13 protein-coding genes are annotated in these 18,877 nt (G+C 37.7%); 2 read left to right on the top strand and 11 right to left on the bottom strand.

From position 1 onward, the window contains the following. Positions 1-62: 62 nt before the first annotated feature. The 10 genes from BN6556_RS08945 to BN6556_RS08900 form a co-directional block, all read right to left on the bottom strand. Positions 63-1,049 (bottom strand): tRNA dihydrouridine synthase, encoded by a 987-nt coding sequence (locus BN6556_RS08945; protein ID WP_066189947.1) that lies wholly within the window; start codon positions 1,047-1,049, stop codon positions 63-65. Positions 1,050-1,152: 103 nt separating this feature from the next. Further along, positions 1,153-3,000 (bottom strand): YecA family protein, encoded by a 1,848-nt coding sequence (locus BN6556_RS08940; RefSeq protein WP_066189944.1) that lies wholly within the window; start codon positions 2,998-3,000, stop codon positions 1,153-1,155. A 1,293-nt stretch (positions 3,001-4,293) separates the two neighbouring features. Next, positions 4,294-5,076 carry an IclR family transcriptional regulator gene (locus BN6556_RS08935; protein WP_148436709.1) on the bottom strand — a complete coding sequence of 261 codons (783 nt, stop codon included), beginning with the start codon at positions 5,074-5,076 and terminating at the stop codon, positions 4,294-4,296. A gap of 514 nt (positions 5,077-5,590) precedes the next feature. Continuing rightward, positions 5,591-6,493, bottom strand: a complete 903-nt coding sequence (locus tag BN6556_RS08930; protein WP_066189941.1) for a dihydrodipicolinate synthase family protein — start codon at positions 6,491-6,493, stop codon at positions 5,591-5,593. A 115-nt stretch (positions 6,494-6,608) separates the two neighbouring features. Beyond that, positions 6,609-8,039, bottom strand: coding sequence for a glycoside hydrolase family 1 protein (locus BN6556_RS08925; RefSeq protein ID WP_066189938.1), 1,431 nt, complete (start codon positions 8,037-8,039; stop codon positions 6,609-6,611). A gap of 130 nt (positions 8,040-8,169) precedes the next feature. Continuing rightward, positions 8,170-10,005: a beta-glucoside-specific PTS transporter subunit IIABC gene (locus BN6556_RS08920; protein ID WP_066189935.1), complete on the bottom strand. Its 1,836-nt coding sequence runs from the start codon at positions 10,003-10,005 to the stop codon at positions 8,170-8,172. A 72-nt stretch (positions 10,006-10,077) separates the two neighbouring features. After that, positions 10,078-11,271, bottom strand: coding sequence for an L-rhamnonate dehydratase (gene rhmD / locus BN6556_RS08915; RefSeq protein ID WP_066189930.1), 1,194 nt, complete (start codon positions 11,269-11,271; stop codon positions 10,078-10,080). Between the two features lie 854 nt (positions 11,272-12,125). After that, entirely contained in the window at positions 12,126-12,836 is a 711-nt protein-coding gene (locus BN6556_RS08910) for an MBL fold metallo-hydrolase (RefSeq protein WP_066189925.1), read from the bottom strand. 73 nt (positions 12,837-12,909) lie between these two features. After that, positions 12,910-13,338 (bottom strand): hypothetical protein, encoded by a 429-nt coding sequence (locus BN6556_RS08905; RefSeq protein ID WP_066189921.1) that lies wholly within the window; start codon positions 13,336-13,338, stop codon positions 12,910-12,912. Positions 13,339-13,427: 89 nt separating this feature from the next. Further along, entirely contained in the window at positions 13,428-14,093 is a 666-nt protein-coding gene (locus BN6556_RS08900) for a TetR/AcrR family transcriptional regulator (RefSeq protein WP_066189919.1), read from the bottom strand. Between the two features lie 136 nt (positions 14,094-14,229). Between BN6556_RS08900 and BN6556_RS08895 the strand changes: the two genes are divergently transcribed. Beyond that, positions 14,230-15,165 (top strand): DUF2268 domain-containing protein, encoded by a 936-nt coding sequence (locus BN6556_RS08895; protein ID WP_066189917.1) that lies wholly within the window; start codon positions 14,230-14,232, stop codon positions 15,163-15,165. Further along, entirely contained in the window at positions 15,134-15,916 is a 783-nt protein-coding gene (locus tag BN6556_RS08890) for a MerR family transcriptional regulator (RefSeq protein WP_066189913.1), read from the top strand. The genes BN6556_RS08895 and BN6556_RS08890 overlap by 32 nt, the downstream gene beginning before the upstream one ends. A 128-nt stretch (positions 15,917-16,044) precedes the next feature. On the opposite strand, the gene BN6556_RS08885 is transcribed toward BN6556_RS08890, so the two are convergent. After that, positions 16,045-18,615: a LuxR C-terminal-related transcriptional regulator gene (locus BN6556_RS08885; RefSeq protein ID WP_235817480.1), complete on the bottom strand. Its 2,571-nt coding sequence runs from the start codon at positions 18,613-18,615 to the stop codon at positions 16,045-16,047. Positions 18,616-18,877: the final 262 nt, after the last annotated feature.

The raw sequence follows: 18,877 nt of genomic DNA, 5'->3' as shown, positions 1-18,877 counted from the left end.
TTATTCGTCTCAATCCATGAAAAACAGTCGTCATCCATAACTGCTAAAGGATATTTATTATTCTACTCTGAATGAGCTGATTCAACGGCCTTTTTTTCTGCAAATTGATCCAGCATCGCTCGTACCTCATCAGTTGTTGATGTGCTCATCAATTGATTTCTTAACTCGCTAGCCCCATGAAAACCTCGGACATATACTTTAAAAAAGCGTCGGAGCGGTTTAAAGGGGCGCTGCTCTAATGCAGAATATTTGTCATACAGATTAAGATGCACCCTTAACAGATCCAACAAGTCTTGGCTGTCATGTTCTTGCGGCTGCTTCTCAAAGGCAAAAGGGTTGGCGAAAATTCCGCGGCCTATCATCACGCCATCCACACCGAATTGCTGAACAAGCTCCCAGCCTGTTTGACGATCAGGAATATCCCCATTAATGGTTAATAAGGTGTCAGGTGCAACTTCATCACGCAATGCCTTAATTTCTGCAATTAATTCCCAATGCGCTTCGACCTTGCTCATCTCTTTTCTGGTGCGCAGATGGATCGAGAGGTTAGCAATATCTTGCTCAAAGACATGCCTCAACCAATCATGCCACTCCTCAATATCCGTGTAACCCAACCTCGTTTTGACACTAACCGGCAGGCCACCTGCTTTTGCCGCTTGAATTAATTCCGCTGCCACTTCTGGTCGCTGAATTAAGCCGCTTCCCTTTCCTTTCACGGCCACGTTGGCTACGGGACAGCCCATATTAATATCGATACCTTTAAACCCTTGTTCCGCCATACCAATACTCATTTGCCGAAAATATTCCGGCTTATCTCCCCAGATATGAGCAACAATCGGTTGTTCATCCGCTGTAAACGTCAGGCGGCCGCGCACGCTATTGCGTCCATCAGGATGACAATAACTCTCCGAATTAGTGAACTCCGTAAAAAACACATCCGGCCTGGCTGCTTCACTTACGACATGACGGAAGACGACATCTGTCACATCCTCCATTGGTGCTAATATAAAAAATGGTCGTGGTAAATCACGCCAAAAATTGGTACTCATATTTTGCTTCCTTTCATTCACAAGCTGCTTTTTTTCCTTCCATATCATAGCATAAGTGCACGGAAGAAAACAAAAGGATCGTCTCTATGACCATCTTAAGGCCCTATTTTCTCAAGCTATCAACGGCTTCAAGCAGCTTGATAGAATCATCATATAAGCTTCTATCCCTTTCCGCCTCTTGAATAATAGTGGTGATGTCTTGTTGCAAATGCAGCTTTCCTTGCAGTGACAGCCACTGTACAAACGCCCGAACGGTTGTCAGTAAATGCTGATATTGGGTTTTGCTCACGTGTTGCTTTCCACCAAAAAGGGCATAAATATCGTTGGTTAACAACTGCTTCCAGAATGTCTCCTCACACTCCGTCCAGCTGTGCAATGACTTGATTTCCATTATTTCTCGAATGTCATACAAACTATTTCGATACTTTCTTTCGGTTCCTTTTGATTTACCGCTCGTTTTTTCTTGATAAAAATCGACAATATCCTTAACATAAAAAGCATCGATTGTGTCTGGGGTAAAACCTAACCTTTCATACGCGTAGATATCTTTCTCTGATACACTCACTTGTGCCATCGGCGTGATGGAACTTTGGCGGTTTTCTCCTCCTGTTACCCATGGTGATAACGGAAAGCCTAATTCTTTTCGAGCTGTATTATAGTCTGGCGTAATTTCTACCTGTCCATAGTCTTGTTGCACGATTCTATTTAGTTCAAATTCAGAATGCTTCAGCCAAGTTTCTGCCAATTTGGTATCCCCATTAGCCACAAGTTGATGGACGGATTGATGATCGTACTGAGGCAAAGGCTGATCCAGCATAAATTCAATCCTGAATGAAGCGTAGGTGCTTAAATATTCCGGAAATTCCTCTGCTGATTGCACCAAGTATTGATCAAGTACGATATTCTTAGGAACATTAGATACCTCTTCCTGCTCATCGATTAAGGAAAAGGAATGGTTTACTTTTTTTATCTTATTTAATATTTTATTATAATACGCTTGTTTAGTTGTCGTACAGGTGATGACATCGCCGTCGAGTTGAATGGTTGCGTCTACTTTATACAAGGTAATGTCTTCCGGCCATTCACTATCTCGATAGATACTACCTCCCCTCACCCACGAAAGCTTCTTATGGGCGTCATCCCATTTCTCAATAACAAAATCAGGGTCATGATACAAACTCTCCGCCATCGCCTCTGGTTTACCAATTGTGAACTTATACGTATAATAGACTACTTCTTGTGTTTCCTGTTTATCCTTTGGTAAATCCTTTTGTGAGAGCAGAATTTCAGGGAAGTAGTCCAACATTACCTGCTCCCTATCTATTTGTTGCTCTTCGGCCACTCTTTCGACATAATCAATCGACTCTTGATACTTTTCGGGGCTGACGAGCATTCTTACACCATTAAAATAATAGACGTCCTCGATGGGCTCTAAGAAGGCAATCGTACTCATCCACGGCAAAACAACTGGTAAGTTTTCTGTCCGTTTTGGCACATGATACGTTTGCTTGGTGTGATAGTCTTCAAACACAACAGATCGTTCTGTTTCATTAATAGTTTGCAGAAATTGCGGGCGTAATGCTGCCCACCGCTCAGCCATTACTTTTTCGGCTGATGTTAACTGATCCCCCATCTCTGATAGAAAATATTCAATACCACGTTTACCGTTCTCGAAACGATGGAAAAAGTAAAGCCAAAACTGAAAAAATCCCCTATCCATTGTATGTTGTGTTCTTTTTTTAAATTCAGATTCTAAAGTATAGTACTCTCTTGATGACAAGCACGATCCCGACACAAAATCCTTTAGCTGCTCTAAAAGTTCATGTTTTGCCGCATATAATCTTTCTTCCTTGATTTTTTGTAATGAGACCAGATTGTCCTTTTTCATACAACACTTTTTATATTTTTTCCCGCTACCACATGGGCATGGGTCATTTCTTCCAACTTCCATTATAAGACGCTCCTCTTAGGTTTGGAATAACTCCTTTTCTTTCATTATAATTGGTTATTGGAAAGATGAAAAGTTCAAAAGGCTGAACCTTTTATTATTACGGCTATTTCTATCTTCCCTTAAAAATTAGAGGTGATTTGGAGAAGAAATTGCTAAAGTATTTCATTTTGTCAACTGGCAAAGACCACAATTAAGAAGGACTCCATTATTCATTTGTATATTAGAATAGAAAGGATAGTGACCAAATGAAGAAAATTATTTTATATCTATGGTAATGTCGTTAGACGGTTTGTTGCTAGTGAAAACAGAAATATTTCATGGCATATGATGGACCAGGAAATGCATGATTACATGGATAGTCTCCTAGACTTTGTGGATACGTTACTTTATAGACGGGTAGCCTATGACATGTTACTCCAATATTTTACAATATATGCATTAGATCACCAAAATACAGCAAAAAACCATTCATTCGCTAAAAAATGAATCAAATGGAGAAAATGGTGTTTTCTCGCACATATTGGAAAAGGAAACATGAGGTACAAAAGTGGTAAAAGAAAAGGTGGCTTTGAAAATAGACAAGTTAAAATCTTAACCCGGTAAAAATTCGCTCTATTGCAGGTGTTACTATTGCTCAATTCTTTATTCAACAAGATCTAATTACTGTGTATCTCTTGATCATCAATCTTATTTTGCTTGAGAAAGGGCAACAATTATTTAACAATTTTCAATCAAAGCTTGAATTAATAGAAACTCAAACATTTCAATGTGGAAATGTGTTGCTAGTTTATCATACTGGATAGAGCTTGAGGCATATACCTTAACTATGTTTCCACTACAAATAAAAATCTTCGATCGTCTGGTATTCCATTGATTTGGTCATCCGTGTCGATACTGAGAAGCAAACCCTCGATGCCAGCCAACAACATCGAAACTGGCTTGGGATCGAGAACTGTGCTGTCTCTTATTGCTTGGTCTTTTGTTAAAGGTTTTTAAGATTTCTTAGATGTCAATGAATGAAAAATCTTCATCAAAAAATCCAAATATTTCTTCCGATTCATCTTCTAAGATGATGATGAATTTATTGGTATGCAGGATTTTAAACTTATTTTGATAAGATGTTACTAACCTCTCATTCCATTCTTTTCTTTAGATTAGTTTTTTTGTTTGTTGGGATAACTGTTAAATATGATGATCATGTCGGGTTATTTATCCTAATACAAGTCATACTTCGAGTTTTTTATTAAATTCGCTTCATATGCCCATCTGCTTTGGACAGTAGTTAAGATATTTTCATAAACTTAATACTTTTTCATAATCTTCACAGCCAGCCAACCTAGATAGACGCTTTGCTAACTCTATTATTTCTTCTGTAGCCTCTTCCTTTTTTATTTTCCAACTATTTTCTAGCATTGCAAAACTAACTCCTGCAATCAATTTACCTTCATAATTAAAAATGGGCGCAGACACACAGCAAAAACCTTCTGCACCTTCTTGTTCTTCATAAATAAATCCTACTTCTTTCGCAGCCTTCAATTGTTCCCATAGTTCATCAATATTTTTTAAGGTATTGGGCGTTAAAACGTGCAGATTATAATCAGGATATAAATCTTTTAGTTGTTGATATGTGTATTGAACAAATTGAATCTTACCAATTGCTGTTGCATGAGCGGGAAATTGCATGCCCGGTTCAGTAACAAGTCTTACTCGGGAATCACTCTCTTTTTTTGCCAAATACACTACATTTGTCCCGTGCAAAACACCTAGTTGAATCTTTTCATTAATCTTTTTTACCGATTGCTCTGCTTCCGTATAAAAAGACTGCAAGATATTAAACTGGCTAAAATATGCAGTGCTTAACGATCCAAGTGTTGGACCCAGTGTATAGGTATCTCCTTCTTCCTTAACTACCCATCCGAGCATTTCCAACGTATTCAGCATAGAAAACATAGTGCTTTTATTTATATCAAGTGATTTTGATAGATCAATTAGCTTATATTTTCCAGGTTCTTTTGCAATTAAATGCATCACTGAATTGGTTCTTTCAATCGCCGGAACCCAATATTTTCCTGACACACTATCACCACCTTCTAAAATTTAAGTAATATAACTCATTTCCTAATCTTCAGTAAGAAAAGAGCTTAACGATATACCATGACATCTATACTATCTTATAACAGCTCCGAGCCTCTTATGGATAAACACATCTAACACATGCCACATCTATTGTCACGAGTTACCAATATTTTAGCACATTTATATTCGTTTAGGAACAAGACATACCATTCATAATGTGCAAGACACTCTAATTATCCCTTATAAAATACGATTGCTATTAGCAATTTTTTCTTCATTCCTACTGAAGAACATTGAAGCTTATTGAAGTGTTAACATCCGTTATCTCTCCACCTAAACTTCTTCTAAATTCTCAAATGGGGGCTTAGAATGCTTGCACCAAGATAAATATGGATAAGAAATTATTTTTGTAAGGTTATCAATCATATGCTGTTATAAGCTGGGGCACAATTCATTGGTCTTTTCGAAATATTCATTGCTTGATATCATCCACAAAAGCAAATTTCTATAAACGCTATTTATTTAATACATTTTCTAAAAAGTCTTTTACATATTTGACTTTGTCTATACTAAGTGAACGGGCTGGTGCTAGAACATCTGTTGAAACTTCGATACCGCGAGCTCGTATTGCTTCTTTTGCAACATTCATGAATGGTGTGTCTAGTTTATACAACTGTAACAGAGGGGCTAGTTTGCGATGAAAGTCGACCATCTCTCTGAAATTATTATTGGTAAAAGATTGATAAATTCCTACAGAAAATTCTGGCACAAATGACGCTGTTAACGGAATGGAACCATCACCACCATTTACTAAACAGGATAAGAAGTGATCATCATATCCTGAAAATACTGCAAAATCAGGTTTTTCCGATTTCACCGTTTGAATCATTTCTCGAGTATGTCCAATTGACTCCACTGTTTCTTTAATACCTACAATATTGGAATGTGTTTTCGCTAATTGAAGAACAAATTCTGCAGTCAAATCTTGACCCGTTAATGCCGGATAGTTATATAAAATAATTGGTAACTCGATCTGATCTGCGACTTCTGAAAAATATTGAAAAAGATGTTCCTCCGCTAAATGATAGTAATATGGATTGATTACTACCACTGCATCAGCACCTATCGCCTGTGCATGCGTACTTAATGCAATCGTCTCCTTTGTACTAGGAGTGCCAGTACCAATTAATACTGGCACTCGTCCGTTCACATATTGAGTTGCAAATGCAGCTACCTTTTTTCTTAATTCAACTGACATTTGTGCAAACTCTCCTCCTGAGCCTAAAAAGAATAGACCATTTACCTTTGATTCTATTAAGAAGTCGATGAGGTTTCTCATTCCTTTCTCATCCACCTGCCCATCTCTATATAAAATAGTTGGTACTGGCACAACTACACCATGAAATTGTATGTTCACTTTATTGACCTCCCTTATTATTCTGTAACTATGGCAACAACATTATATACAATTTATTTATAACTTAATTCATCGTACATGTAAGAAAACTTATACTATTAGAGTTCATTCTAAATTAATCAAACAGAATTCCACCGTTTGTTTCAATAATTTTCTTATACCAATCGAAGCTTTTCTTCTTGTAACGATTAAGGGTTCCCTCCCCTTTATTATCTTTATCTACATATATGAATCCGTAACGTTTTTTCATCTCTCCTGTACCAGCACTTACAATATCAATCGGTCCCCACCATGTGTATCCGAGTATTTCGACACCATCTTCTATGGCATTGGAAATTTCAATAAGATGTTTGTTTAAAAAACTGATTCTGGCATCATCAACGATTTCTCCATTTTCATTGAAATGATCTACTCCACCATATCCATTCTCAACAATTAATAATGGTTTTTGATAACGATCATAAACAGCATTAAAAACATACCTAGCCCCTTTGGCATCAATCCCCCAACCCCATTCCGTTTTTTCAAGATAAGGATTGTCTAGACCTAAAATACCTCCTGTATTTCCTTCGGCTGACATATTTGCTTGGAAAATAGAACTCTTATAATAACTACATCCTAGGAAATCAGATGTATTTTCCATGATCATATCTAAGTCGCCATCTGCCATCTGCACTTGTATATTATTCTCTTTCCAAATTCTTTTCACATAGCTAGGATAATAGCCCCTTAACATCACGTCGGAGAAAAATAATGAACGACGTTGCAATTCATAAGCAGCAAAAACATCATCTGGATTAGGGGTGTTAGGATACACCGTTGCAGTACTTAGTGTTAACATACAACCAATTTTTGCATCAGGAATTATTTCGTGACAAAGTTTTGTAACCGTAGCATTAGCAACAAATAAATGGTGGGCTGCTTGATAAATTTCTTGCAGTTTATTATCTTCGTTAGAAATTCTAATAGCACCTGCCGCGTACGGAATCGTGTGTAGATTATTGATCTCATTAAAGGTCAACCAAAATTTCACTTTATCTTTGTATCGACTAAACACAACCCTGCAATAATTTTCAAAGAAACCGATTAATTTCCTATTTGTCCATCCACCGTACTCATTTACTAAATGTAAAGGCGTTTCGTAATGTGAAAGGGTAATAACTGGCTCAATGCCGTATTTTAAGAGTTCATCAAACAAAGCATCGTAAAACTGCAGGCCTTTTTCATTTGGTTCTTCCTCATCCCCATTAGGAAATATACGAGTCCATGCAATCGATGTTCTAAAACATTTCATCCCCATTTCTGCAAATAAAGCTATATCTTCTTTATAGCGATGATAGAAATCAATAGCCTCATGACTTGGATAATTTTCTCCTTCTATAACGTGTTCATCCGCTGCACCTGCAACTATGCCACCACGAACAACGTCTGTAATAGCTACTCCTTTGCCATCAACGTTCCAAGCCCCTTCGGCCTGATTAGCTGCTATGGCTCCACCCCAAAGAAAGTTTTCAGGAAATTTTGGCGTTTTATTATTTCTAGTCATTTTACTACCTCCAATTTTTTATCGTTCCTTATTTTCGTGAATGATAGTTTAACCTTCATCTAAGGATTGATTCGGAACAAACTCAGTCACCCATTCCGAATCAACCTCAAAAGATGACAGAATACTTAGGTTAATTAATTCTGAACACAGTGTCATCTTCGGTATCTGTTTCTACCTTATTAAATTCAGTACTATTCGTAATAACTATTAGTACGGTAGGATCCAAACCACTCTCTTGAATTTTTTCCACATCAAATGTTAGCAGTTCCTGCCCTTGTTTTATATCATCTCCTTCTTTAACACTTCCTATAAAGTATTTACCATCTAAAGATACTGTATCTATCCCTACATGAATGAGCATTTCCACTCCTCTTTCACTTTTTAAACCAATTGCATGTTTTGTAGGAAATATCATGGAAACAGTCCCATTGAATGGAGAGACGATTCTCCCTTCTGTTGGCATATAAGCTTTGGTTGGTCCCATTGTCTGTGTTGAAAATACTTGATCATCAATAGTCGATAAATCAACATTAGTACCTATTACGGGTTTTCCTATATCTATTTTTTCGTTGCTCCTTTTCTTTTCTACCGTTGAACTACCTTCATCAGTTATATTAATTTTTGCATCTTTACCCACTCCTAAAATATAGACAGCAGTAAAGGTTACCGCAAAAGTTAAGACCATAGTAACGATGGCATGAACAATATTCATAGGATTATCTCCTATAAAAACTGGTAGTGTTGCTACACCAGGTGTGCCAAAAGAATATCTTACTAAACCAGATATACCGGCATATAATCCACCAGCACCTCCACCAATAATGACTGCGATCAACGCTTTTTTTACTTTTAATGTTACACCATACATGGCCGGTTCGGTAATTCCAAATAGCGCAGTAATACCTGTACTGATTGATAATTGCCGCATATCCCGATTCTTGGTTCTTAATGCTACTCCAAATGACGTAGCTGATTGTGCCATATTACTTGCCAGAAAGCCTGGCCCCATTACGATCTCATGATTCAAGTTACTAAGCTGAATGGTCGTAAGTGGAACGAGTGTATAATGCATACCTGTCATAACTAATAGCGGAGCAAATGCACCAGTTACAAATGGAATTAACCAAGGTGCTAAGCCGTTTAGAAACTCAAGAGCAACAGCAAGCCCTTCACCAACGATCGTACCTAATGGGCCAATAATTACTAACGCTAATATACTAGTAACAAAAAGTATAGTTAGTGGTTTGAAGATAGCCTTAATAACACTTGGAACTACTTTTTCAGCAAATACCTCAATGTAAGACATTATCCATACTGTTAGTATAATGGCAATGACACTAGCACCGTAGTTAGCCATAACAATTGGCGCCCCGAAGATCGATAAGTCGAGTTCATCTATTCTTGCTTGAGAAAAATCTGGATGTAGCAAAACACCAGCTAAACACATAGCTAAAACGGGGCTACTCTTAAATCGACGCGCAGAAGTGTAGGCCAATAGAAATGGTAAAAAGTAAAAAGGAGCATCGGAAATAAAATTTAAAACGTAATAAGTGTTTCCGCCTTCTTCTAATATGCCTGTAGTTCGTAAGATTGCCAAAAGAGCTTTTATCATCCCTGCCCCAGCAATTGCAGGAATAATAGGAACGAATATTCCACTTATTGTTTGCATTAATCTTTGTATTACACTGCCGCTTTCGGGTTCATTTTTTTCTGAATTGATTTCTCCTAGATGAGATAATACCTCCTTATACACAACACCTACATTATTCCCAATAACAATTTGCAACTGATTTCCTTCGCTGATAACGCCCATTGTTCCTTCGAGCTTTTCCAGTTGACTGATGTCTGCTTTATTCTTATCTTTTAATTCAAGACGTAAACGAGTTGAACAGTGATCATAGCTATTAACATTTTCTTTTCCGCCAATATATTGCACAATTTCACTAGCTAATTGATTGGTATTCATATCTGTTCTCCTTTACAAGTTATTAACCCTTTGACTAGTTACGTGTTACGAAATACATTTTTTCGCAATTTCTTATACACTTTTTCCTTTATTAATAGGGATTAAATGTTTATCTCGATTTAATTCAACACCAAACCCTGGTGTATCCTCAACTTTTAATTTCCCATTTTTAGGGATAGGTTCATTTGCGACTAAGGGATAGTACTGAGGTAGAATCTTATCTCCTTTTGGACTTGTAATAATATACTCTGTGAATGGACTATTAACCTTTGTGGTCACATAATGATGACTGTATACACCGCTTCCATGGGGAATAACTAATTTCCCATAACTCTCAGCTATGTTGCCTATCTTCATTAATTCCGTTAAGCCACCACACCAACCTACATCTGGTTGTATAATATCTACATCACAATACTCTAATAAAAGACGAAAACCATAACGAGTTGCTTCATGTTCCCCACTAGTCACCATGATGTTGTTACCAGCACGTTTCTTTAAATCACGATAACTCCAATAATCATCCGGATTAAAACATTCCTCAATCCATTTGAAGCCTAATTTAGCCGATTCATCCATTAATTTTTGAGCATATGGCAAATCTAATGACATCCAACAGTCCCACATTAACCAAAAGTCAGAACCCACTCGATTTCGCATTTCTTCTGCTTGTTGTATATTTTTCTTTAAACCGATATCGCCGTCTGCAGGACCATAAACAAGTGGTAATTTTCCACCGATAAAGCCCATTTCTTTTGCTAAATCCGGACGTGGGCCGGTTGCATAAAATTGCAGTTCCTCACGCACTTTACCACCTATCATGGCGTAAACAGGTTCTTGGCGAAGACGACCAAGCAAATCCCATAGAGCTAGATCGATAGCAGATATTGCATTCATTACAATGCCTTTGCGTCCATAATAAATGGAGGAACGATACATCTGATCCCACATTAATTCAATATTTTCAACAGGTTTTCCGACTACAAATCGATCTAAGTGATTCATTATCAACCATGCGGCAGGGTAACCTCCAGTTGAAATTCCAAAACCTACCACTCCATTATCAGCCTCTACTTCAACGACTATAGAATTTAAAACATTTATGCCAAAACTAGTACGTGTTGCTTTATATTCGGGATAAATACTCATGGGAGTAGCAATTTGTCCAACGATCCAGTGGTCTTCACTCTGGTCGTGATAATCTGCTCCTCCCCCTTCTACAACATAAGCTCTAATCGCAGTAATTTTTTGTCCTGTTTTAGTCACTTTTTAATCCCCCATCATTTAGTTTTTCTTAAAATACAACCATAAAGATAAGAACATCTACTATCATTTTTTAATTCCTCTCCCCCTCTTATACTTTCACATGTTAATTTCTTTAAATAACCATGATAACTCCAGTAATGAAGGGAATATGACTTTTTTAAAATAGCACTATGATCATCTTTATTTGAAGAAGGGCACATTATTATTTCACTTATAACGATTACTTCGTCTAAAAATTTTTATTTACTTCAAGCATTACATAGTTTCAAAACTATTAAAATTCGCAAAAGTCAACGAATCCATATAAATGGTCACCCTCTCTTTTGGTTTTTTATATAAAACCTTTGTTTTTTATTTAAAACTAAAGTAATTATAACATATCTCGCTAAATTTAAAACAGAAAATTGAAAGATTTTGTTGCAGTTACATGAAATTTATATTCATGTTTGTTTATAAGTAAGTGGACAAAAGAGGAAATAGCAACACCTGCATATTTTCGCCCTAGAACTTTGGATTATTATCGAATATAGCGCTTTATATAGTGAAGCAATTGTTAAATCTTGAGGAAGTAATCCATACTCTACTACAAAAAATACCCAACACACTCGATAATCGATGTTAAAAAAGATTAACGAAAGTATTGGATATTTTTTGAGTCAGCTTATACTCATTCTAATGATGTTTTATTGAAGCGTTCTTGTGTAATAATGGCAAATATAGCTACACAATTCTTAAAATTTTATCAATGTCTTTAGAACTTCTCAAAAATTACTCCATTGATTTTTGAGAAGGAGCTAAAGTAGTCTCGATGATCATGATAATCACCATGAACCTTTGTCCTTCCATATATTTCATTAAATAGATTTAAAAAAACCTTCAACCACCGTATAGCGCCCACCATGATAACAATAATAATGCTCTGCTCGCATATTTTTCAGCTTCACTAAAGAGTGTTCTGCTTGCTCCAGATCCAAACAAAATTCTGGATTAGCGATGGCTAATTCATGTTGCTCTTTTACAGCAGCGTCTCCTGTGATAATACTGTCCAGACTGGGAATATACAAAGAAATGTGCCCAGAAGTATGACCAGGCGTTGCTATCACTTGACACTGGTTATTTAGGATCCAATCGCCATCACCGACTGTTTCATCAATTGGTACATGTTGCAAACTTTTTAATTGTTGGATAAACCACTCCCCAAATGCCTGATGCTGCTTGGGCATAGTTTCTAGCATTTTCTCAGCTTGGACTAATCGCTCTGACTTCTCCTCACCGCTAATATATGTTGCTTCCATTTCACTGGCTATGATACGAATCCATGGATATTTTTCTTTGAAATCAGACAGGGAGCCGATATGATCATCATCGTAATGTGTAAGAATGATATTCGTTAGATCGTTCATCTCATATCCATTTGCTTCGATTTCTTTTTCGATGATCGGTAAAAAGCCTTGATATCCTGTATCAACTAAGGTTAGTTCATCATTGGATCGTATCAAGCTAGGATAAATATCGTTTTTTTGACCATTAAATTCAAATGCAATGGGTAATTCAATTATCTTCATCTCACTTCTCCTCTCCTTTATTCCATCATTTCTGCTATCTGCTCCACCCACGCTGGAATCTCGGTACACACGATTATTGCTTTTGATCTTCTTTGCTCCATTCAATCACTTGATCGATACCTATGGAAACAAGGTAGAAACATAACGCGGCAACTACACTAGGATACAAGATAAAGGAGTCTATCTCCTGAGCCAATAACAGAGAAAGAAGACTTCCGAGTAGGAAACCTGCCAACAAATAGAAGAGAGAATGAACCATAACCTTGTATATTCGCTTTGAAAATTTTATATTTTTCATGAGCCCATCAATAAGGAGTGCGGATGGAATGCCGCCAATCAGAAAAATAATGCCTGATACCACCAATACAATGATAAAAATCTCATCAAAAGTCCAAGCTTCCGGATAGTCAGGTTGCTCGGGCTGGGCATACAAGACCGCCCAGATGATACTGAAAAGAAAACTGGACAGGATTGCCGCACCCAACTTTTTCAACACAATCATGGTTCCACCCCCATTCTTTTTGGTGATTAACTACTAGAGATCCACGGTCACTTTCATTTTTCAAAAGAACCATAAAAGGCAATCATATATTACTTCTGTTGACCCTGACTTTCTGGATACAATTTCTCCAGCAGTTGTGCCGTTTCATCAATCACTCGGTCACTTACGATATCTGCCCCCATTGATTTCATCATTGCTTGAACAAACTTTAAGCGCCTGAACAATTTCTCTGGATTTGCCTGAAAGATTGCTGGATCACACCAAATATTAATTAACAAAAAGAAAACCTCTGCACATTCATCTGGATATTCCGTCGTAATCGATCCATCTTCCACTCCTTTTTTTATGATGTCGGCAAATGCTGGGGCGCTGCTGTCGATGGAACGCTTCATCATCGATACAATAAAATCCGGGCTTGCCATTTGTGTACTAAATGTCTCATCCAAAGCATGAGCTTGTTGATCTGTTGTATTTTTTTCCAGGATAGCGGTTAATTCCTCTCTGGCAGAGGACGCTACAATCGTTTCTCTCCATTGCTTTAAACGATCTTCTATACTATTTGCTTGATTCTCTCTGACAATATCAATTATTTCTTCCTTTGACTTAAAATGATGATAAATCCCACCTTTGGAAATGCCAAGCGTGTTCGCAATATCCTGCATACTTGTTTTCTCAAATCCTTTTTCCTTGAATAACTTTACAGCCGTTGTAATAATATCTTCTTTTGTCTGTTTTGCATTATATTTTCTGCTCATTTTTATTCGCTCCTCGAAAACCATCCGGTCGGTTTTCTTAAGGTTAACGAAATCTCTTTTTAGTGTCAAGTTTTACCTTGACCGTCACGTAACGTGATACTGTACAGTAAAACAAAATAGATGAAGGTGGGATACAATGAAGATTAACGTATTACGGTCGGATGAGATTTATAAGCAAGTAATGGCTTGTCCGCCAGAAGAAAAAACAGAAATGTATCGCCAGGAGATGCTAGCCCCTTTTATGAAAAAATGGGAAATACAACAGATTCCATACCGAGCAAGGGAAGAAAATGGATTTGATGCTATGACGATTAATAACATGGCTCATCTGTCACCAGAGATGATAACGCCCGACATGGAACCAGCTGTAGAGCAGATTTCCTCGGATATATTATGGGATGAGTTAAAGAAGACGCTGGAACACTGCTTACATCTATTTACACAACACGGGATTTCTTTGCCTGTGTCGGAGTATTTATTTACGATTTTATTAGGGAGTCCAGACAATGAATTATTACGGCTGAGTGAAGGATACAGTGGGGAGGGAGGAATTCCCGGTTATATTTTTCTAAGTCTCATTCCAAATGACTATACACGGAAACGATTAAAGCCTGCTTTGGCCCATGAATGTAACCATAATGTCCGTTATCAATTTATTAAATGGAATGATACAATTAATCTGGGAGAGTTGATTGTTAGCGAAGGACTTGCCGAAAATTTTGCGACCTCTTTATATGGTGAAGATTTAATGGGCCCTTGGGTTAGCAAAACAGATGCGCACACACTAAACAATGTCATTAAACCAATCATGAAAGAGCACTTGGAAATAACAGGATTACCACACATTATGGCTTATCTTTATGGAGATGACGTTGCTAAAATACAAGGGTTGCCGATTGCAGGAGGTGTTCCACATAGTGCCGGGTATGTGTGTGGGTACTATTTAGTGAAGTATTACCTGCAAAAAACAGGGAAATCCATCGTGGAAGCAACCACACTTCCAGCCGATGACATATTAAGGGAGGTGGAAGAATATTGGGATGAAGAAACCGAAACCGTACTACACCGTTAAGGATTTGATGGCGATAACCGGTGTAACGAAAAGAACCTTGCATTATTATGATGAAATTCATTTGCTAAAGCCAGAAAGCTATTCCGACAAAGGGTATCGGATGTACCATCCAGACGATGTAAAGAAATTACGAATGATTTTGCTATTAAAGGAACTAGACTTGTCCTTGAAGGAAATTGCAACCATTATACAGATGCCAAAGCAGGAGAAAAAAACGGTTTTAGCTGGACATTATCAAGCCTTGCAAATAAAAAAGCAACAATTAGACAAAACCCTAACCCATTTAGAAGATTTTATTGCTGGAACAGACCTTTCTTTTTTAGATGTTTTCCAAGAGGGTGATATCTTGCCGTTAAAAGAGCAGTACCAAATAGAGGCAAAGTATGTGTATGGCGATACGGAGAAGTTTCAAGAAATGGAGAATCGTATGAAACAATTTTCCGAGAAAGAACAGGCTGTTGTATTGGAGTCATTTGATCAAAACATGCAGAATGTATTCCGTCAATTTGCCAATCTTGCCAACGAACCTCCTGCCTCTGCAAAAGTACAGCAGGTTGTCCATAAATGGAAAAGCAGCTTGGAACCATTTATAGTTTGTGATAAAGAAATCCTGCAATGCATTGCCTATACGTATAGGGATGACGAAGCCTTTCAAGCATATATCAATCAATTTGGAAAGAATACGCTAAATGAATTTGTCTATCAGGCCATTATGCAGTATTGCGAAGATGAAAACCAGCCAAATCCATAGAGGTTATTTAGAAACCGATTAAAAGTCTATGTTGATTAACACACGTTTATATTTTACTTCTCAACCTTTTAACGTGTCAGCTCACAAAATTTAATAAGAATAAGAGGCGTTTACCGGCAAAATCACACTCAGAACAAGTGATAATTTTTGGCACATTCCAATGCTTCGATGCGGTTTTTAACCTGTAATTTGCTGTAAATATGATTAATATGTGTTTTTATTGTAGAAAGAGAGACATTCAGTTTCTGGGCCATTTCAGCGTTTGTTAAACCTTTGTCCATTTGTTCAAGTACTTCTTGCTCTTTTTTTGTCATCGTTGGTTGCTCCCCATCAATCGAGACAAATTCATTTCTCTTATTTGACAATGGTGTGATCAATCTTTCTAGATTTTTCACATAAGATAAAGGGATCTTCTTATCTGAATGGTACTGTTGGCTTTGACGAAAGTGAATGTACTGTTCAAGTAACTTTCCAATCGCTAGCCCTTTATCCACAAACGTACGGATATAATTTCCGGACCAAGCCAGCATAAGAGCGTCTTCCAAGGTGCCCATTGCTGAGGCACGCTTTCCTTGCAGAATAAGTATACTACTTTTGGAAATAAGCAGACGAATTTGATCCGTTTTTCGATCCGTCTTACCTACCATCTTTAACAATCGCTCTATTAACGTCATAGATTGTTTCATTCGGCCTTGTTCGGCCAGACAAACAGCTAACAGATCATATTCTTCCATCATAGAAGTCGGAATCTCATCCGTATAGCTTAAACCACTTTCCAAAAAGTAGCGATAAACCTGTTGTTTTGTCTGTTGCATCCTAGCCACTATCGCCTGAACCGATAAAAATCTTCTTGATAAATGCGGATTCTTTTTCGGAGCTATTTGCGTACTTATTGCCTGTATTTTTGCATTGGCATCCTGCCACTCACCTTGCGCAGCCATAATACGAGCAAGCCACAGTTCAGCGATCACAAAAAGACTGAAATTATCGTCAGATCTTCCAATATCCCTTGCTCGGCGCATATGTTGATTAGCTTCTTTCAATAAGTTACGTTCATACTTCAATTTACCCAAATCAATATAAAGATGAGCAAGGAAATGGGTATGGCTCGTCTCTGACCAAATCGCAATCAGCGGATCTATCATTTCCTCTGCTAGATTAAGATTATCATCTGATATATACGTATCCCAAGCTGGATGATAACCATCACGATCGTAACCCAGCCCTACAAATAAATCCCCTTCTGGATGCTGATCGACATATTCTTTGGAATATTGCACGGTAAACTCGAAATCACGCTCTAAAAATGTTCGAAGCGCTATGAGAAGAGCCAAACCACCCTGCAACGTTCGGCTTGCTTCCATGGACAAAGAAGAGGTTTCTTCTTCTAAGTGATGAACGACATTCCAATAATTGGTTGACGATGTTTCCGTTCGCTCTGATAAATATTGAGCGGCAAGTTTAACTAACAACATTCTTGGTTTGGTAAATAAGATGGCTTCAGGGATACTTTCCAGCCATCTGCCAACTGTTGCCCATTCACCACTCATTCGATCAGTTGCTTCCATCTCCACTAAAGAGAGGACGGACTTATAACTCATCCCAGACAGGTAATGACTAACAGCTTCATCAAGATATCCATGCTCCTCTAACCATTCCCCCGCAACATGATAGAGTTTCTGCCATTTAATCGGTTCCGATTTTTTCAGTTGTTTTATTAGAAAAGATTGAAATAAATGATGATATCTGTACCATTCTTGCTGTTCATCTAAGGGCACAAGAAATAAATTATCCTGCTCCAACTGCTGCAAATATTGCCCGCTATCTGCTATACCTGTTACAGCTTGACAAAGTGCTTCTGACATTCGATCTAAAATCGAGGTTTGCATTAAAAATTGCTGCATCTTTTCTGATTGACAAAAAAATACTTCCTCCAGAAAAAAATTAGAAATATCTCGTCCTTTTCCCGACATCCGTTGGACAAGCGTGTCCGAATCTGCGTGTTCTGGCAGTGATAACATGACAAGACGCATGGCAGTTGCCCAGCCTTCTGATTGTTCATGCACTGTCCTCGCCTCTTTACTGGTTAGTTGCATACCACTGTTTTTTGCAAAAAATGCACTCGCTTCTTCCAGAGTAAAACGTAAATCATTCGTATCTAACCAATTCAAGGCATTCCTCAAGCGTAGTTTGGAGAGAGACAAGGAAGGGACTAGTCGACTTGCCATATAAAGATGAACATTAGATGGTAATCGTTCCAGCAAATACACAACGCCCTCCCGAACAGTAGAATCAGTAATAAAATGAAAATCATCCCATACCATAATCAATGTGTCTGGTAGGCGGTGTAATTCGTTAATCAATCCCGCAATTAAGGAATCTTCAGAGAACTCTTCCCCTGTATGACGAAGGACAGATTGGTCATTAAAACTCGAGTAGGCTTGTTTTAATGCAGCCACGGCATGCCCCCAAAAACGTGATGGATCATTATCTCTCTGATCCAATGATACCCAAGCAACCATCCGAAAGCGTTTCCTTGCCCATTCACTGAGCAAAGTAGTTTTTCCATATCCTGCAGGTGCTGTAATTAAAGTGAGTGAATGATGGAGCCCTTTATCCAAAGATCGAAACAGATGCGTTCGATCAATAAGGATGGATTGTCGTTGAGGAATATGTAATTTCGTTGTAACAATGATCACATGAAATCACTCCTTATTTATCATTAAATGGATAATGACAGGGAATTTCTACTAATTACTTTGTTACCATTATAACAGACAAATCCACATTTGGATCACCAACTTGAAAGTGAACAAAGTCTATATAGGAAAAGGGCAGTATGCAATAAAGTGAGACTGCTCTCAGAATGTCAGCGTCTGTTATACCCTGCTTAGGCTCCCTTTTAGCTCTCTCCCATTCTGAAAGTGGAGGTCTAACCGGATAATTGGACCGTTTTGAAAG

Origin of the sequence: Gracilibacillus timonensis (genome assembly GCF_900086715.1) — a bacterium.
In the GTDB taxonomy this organism is placed as follows: domain Bacteria; phylum Bacillota; class Bacilli; order Bacillales; family Amphibacillaceae; genus Gracilibacillus; species Gracilibacillus timonensis.
Note: the sequence above shows the minus strand (reverse complement) of the source record. Positions and strands in the feature narration are given on the sequence as shown.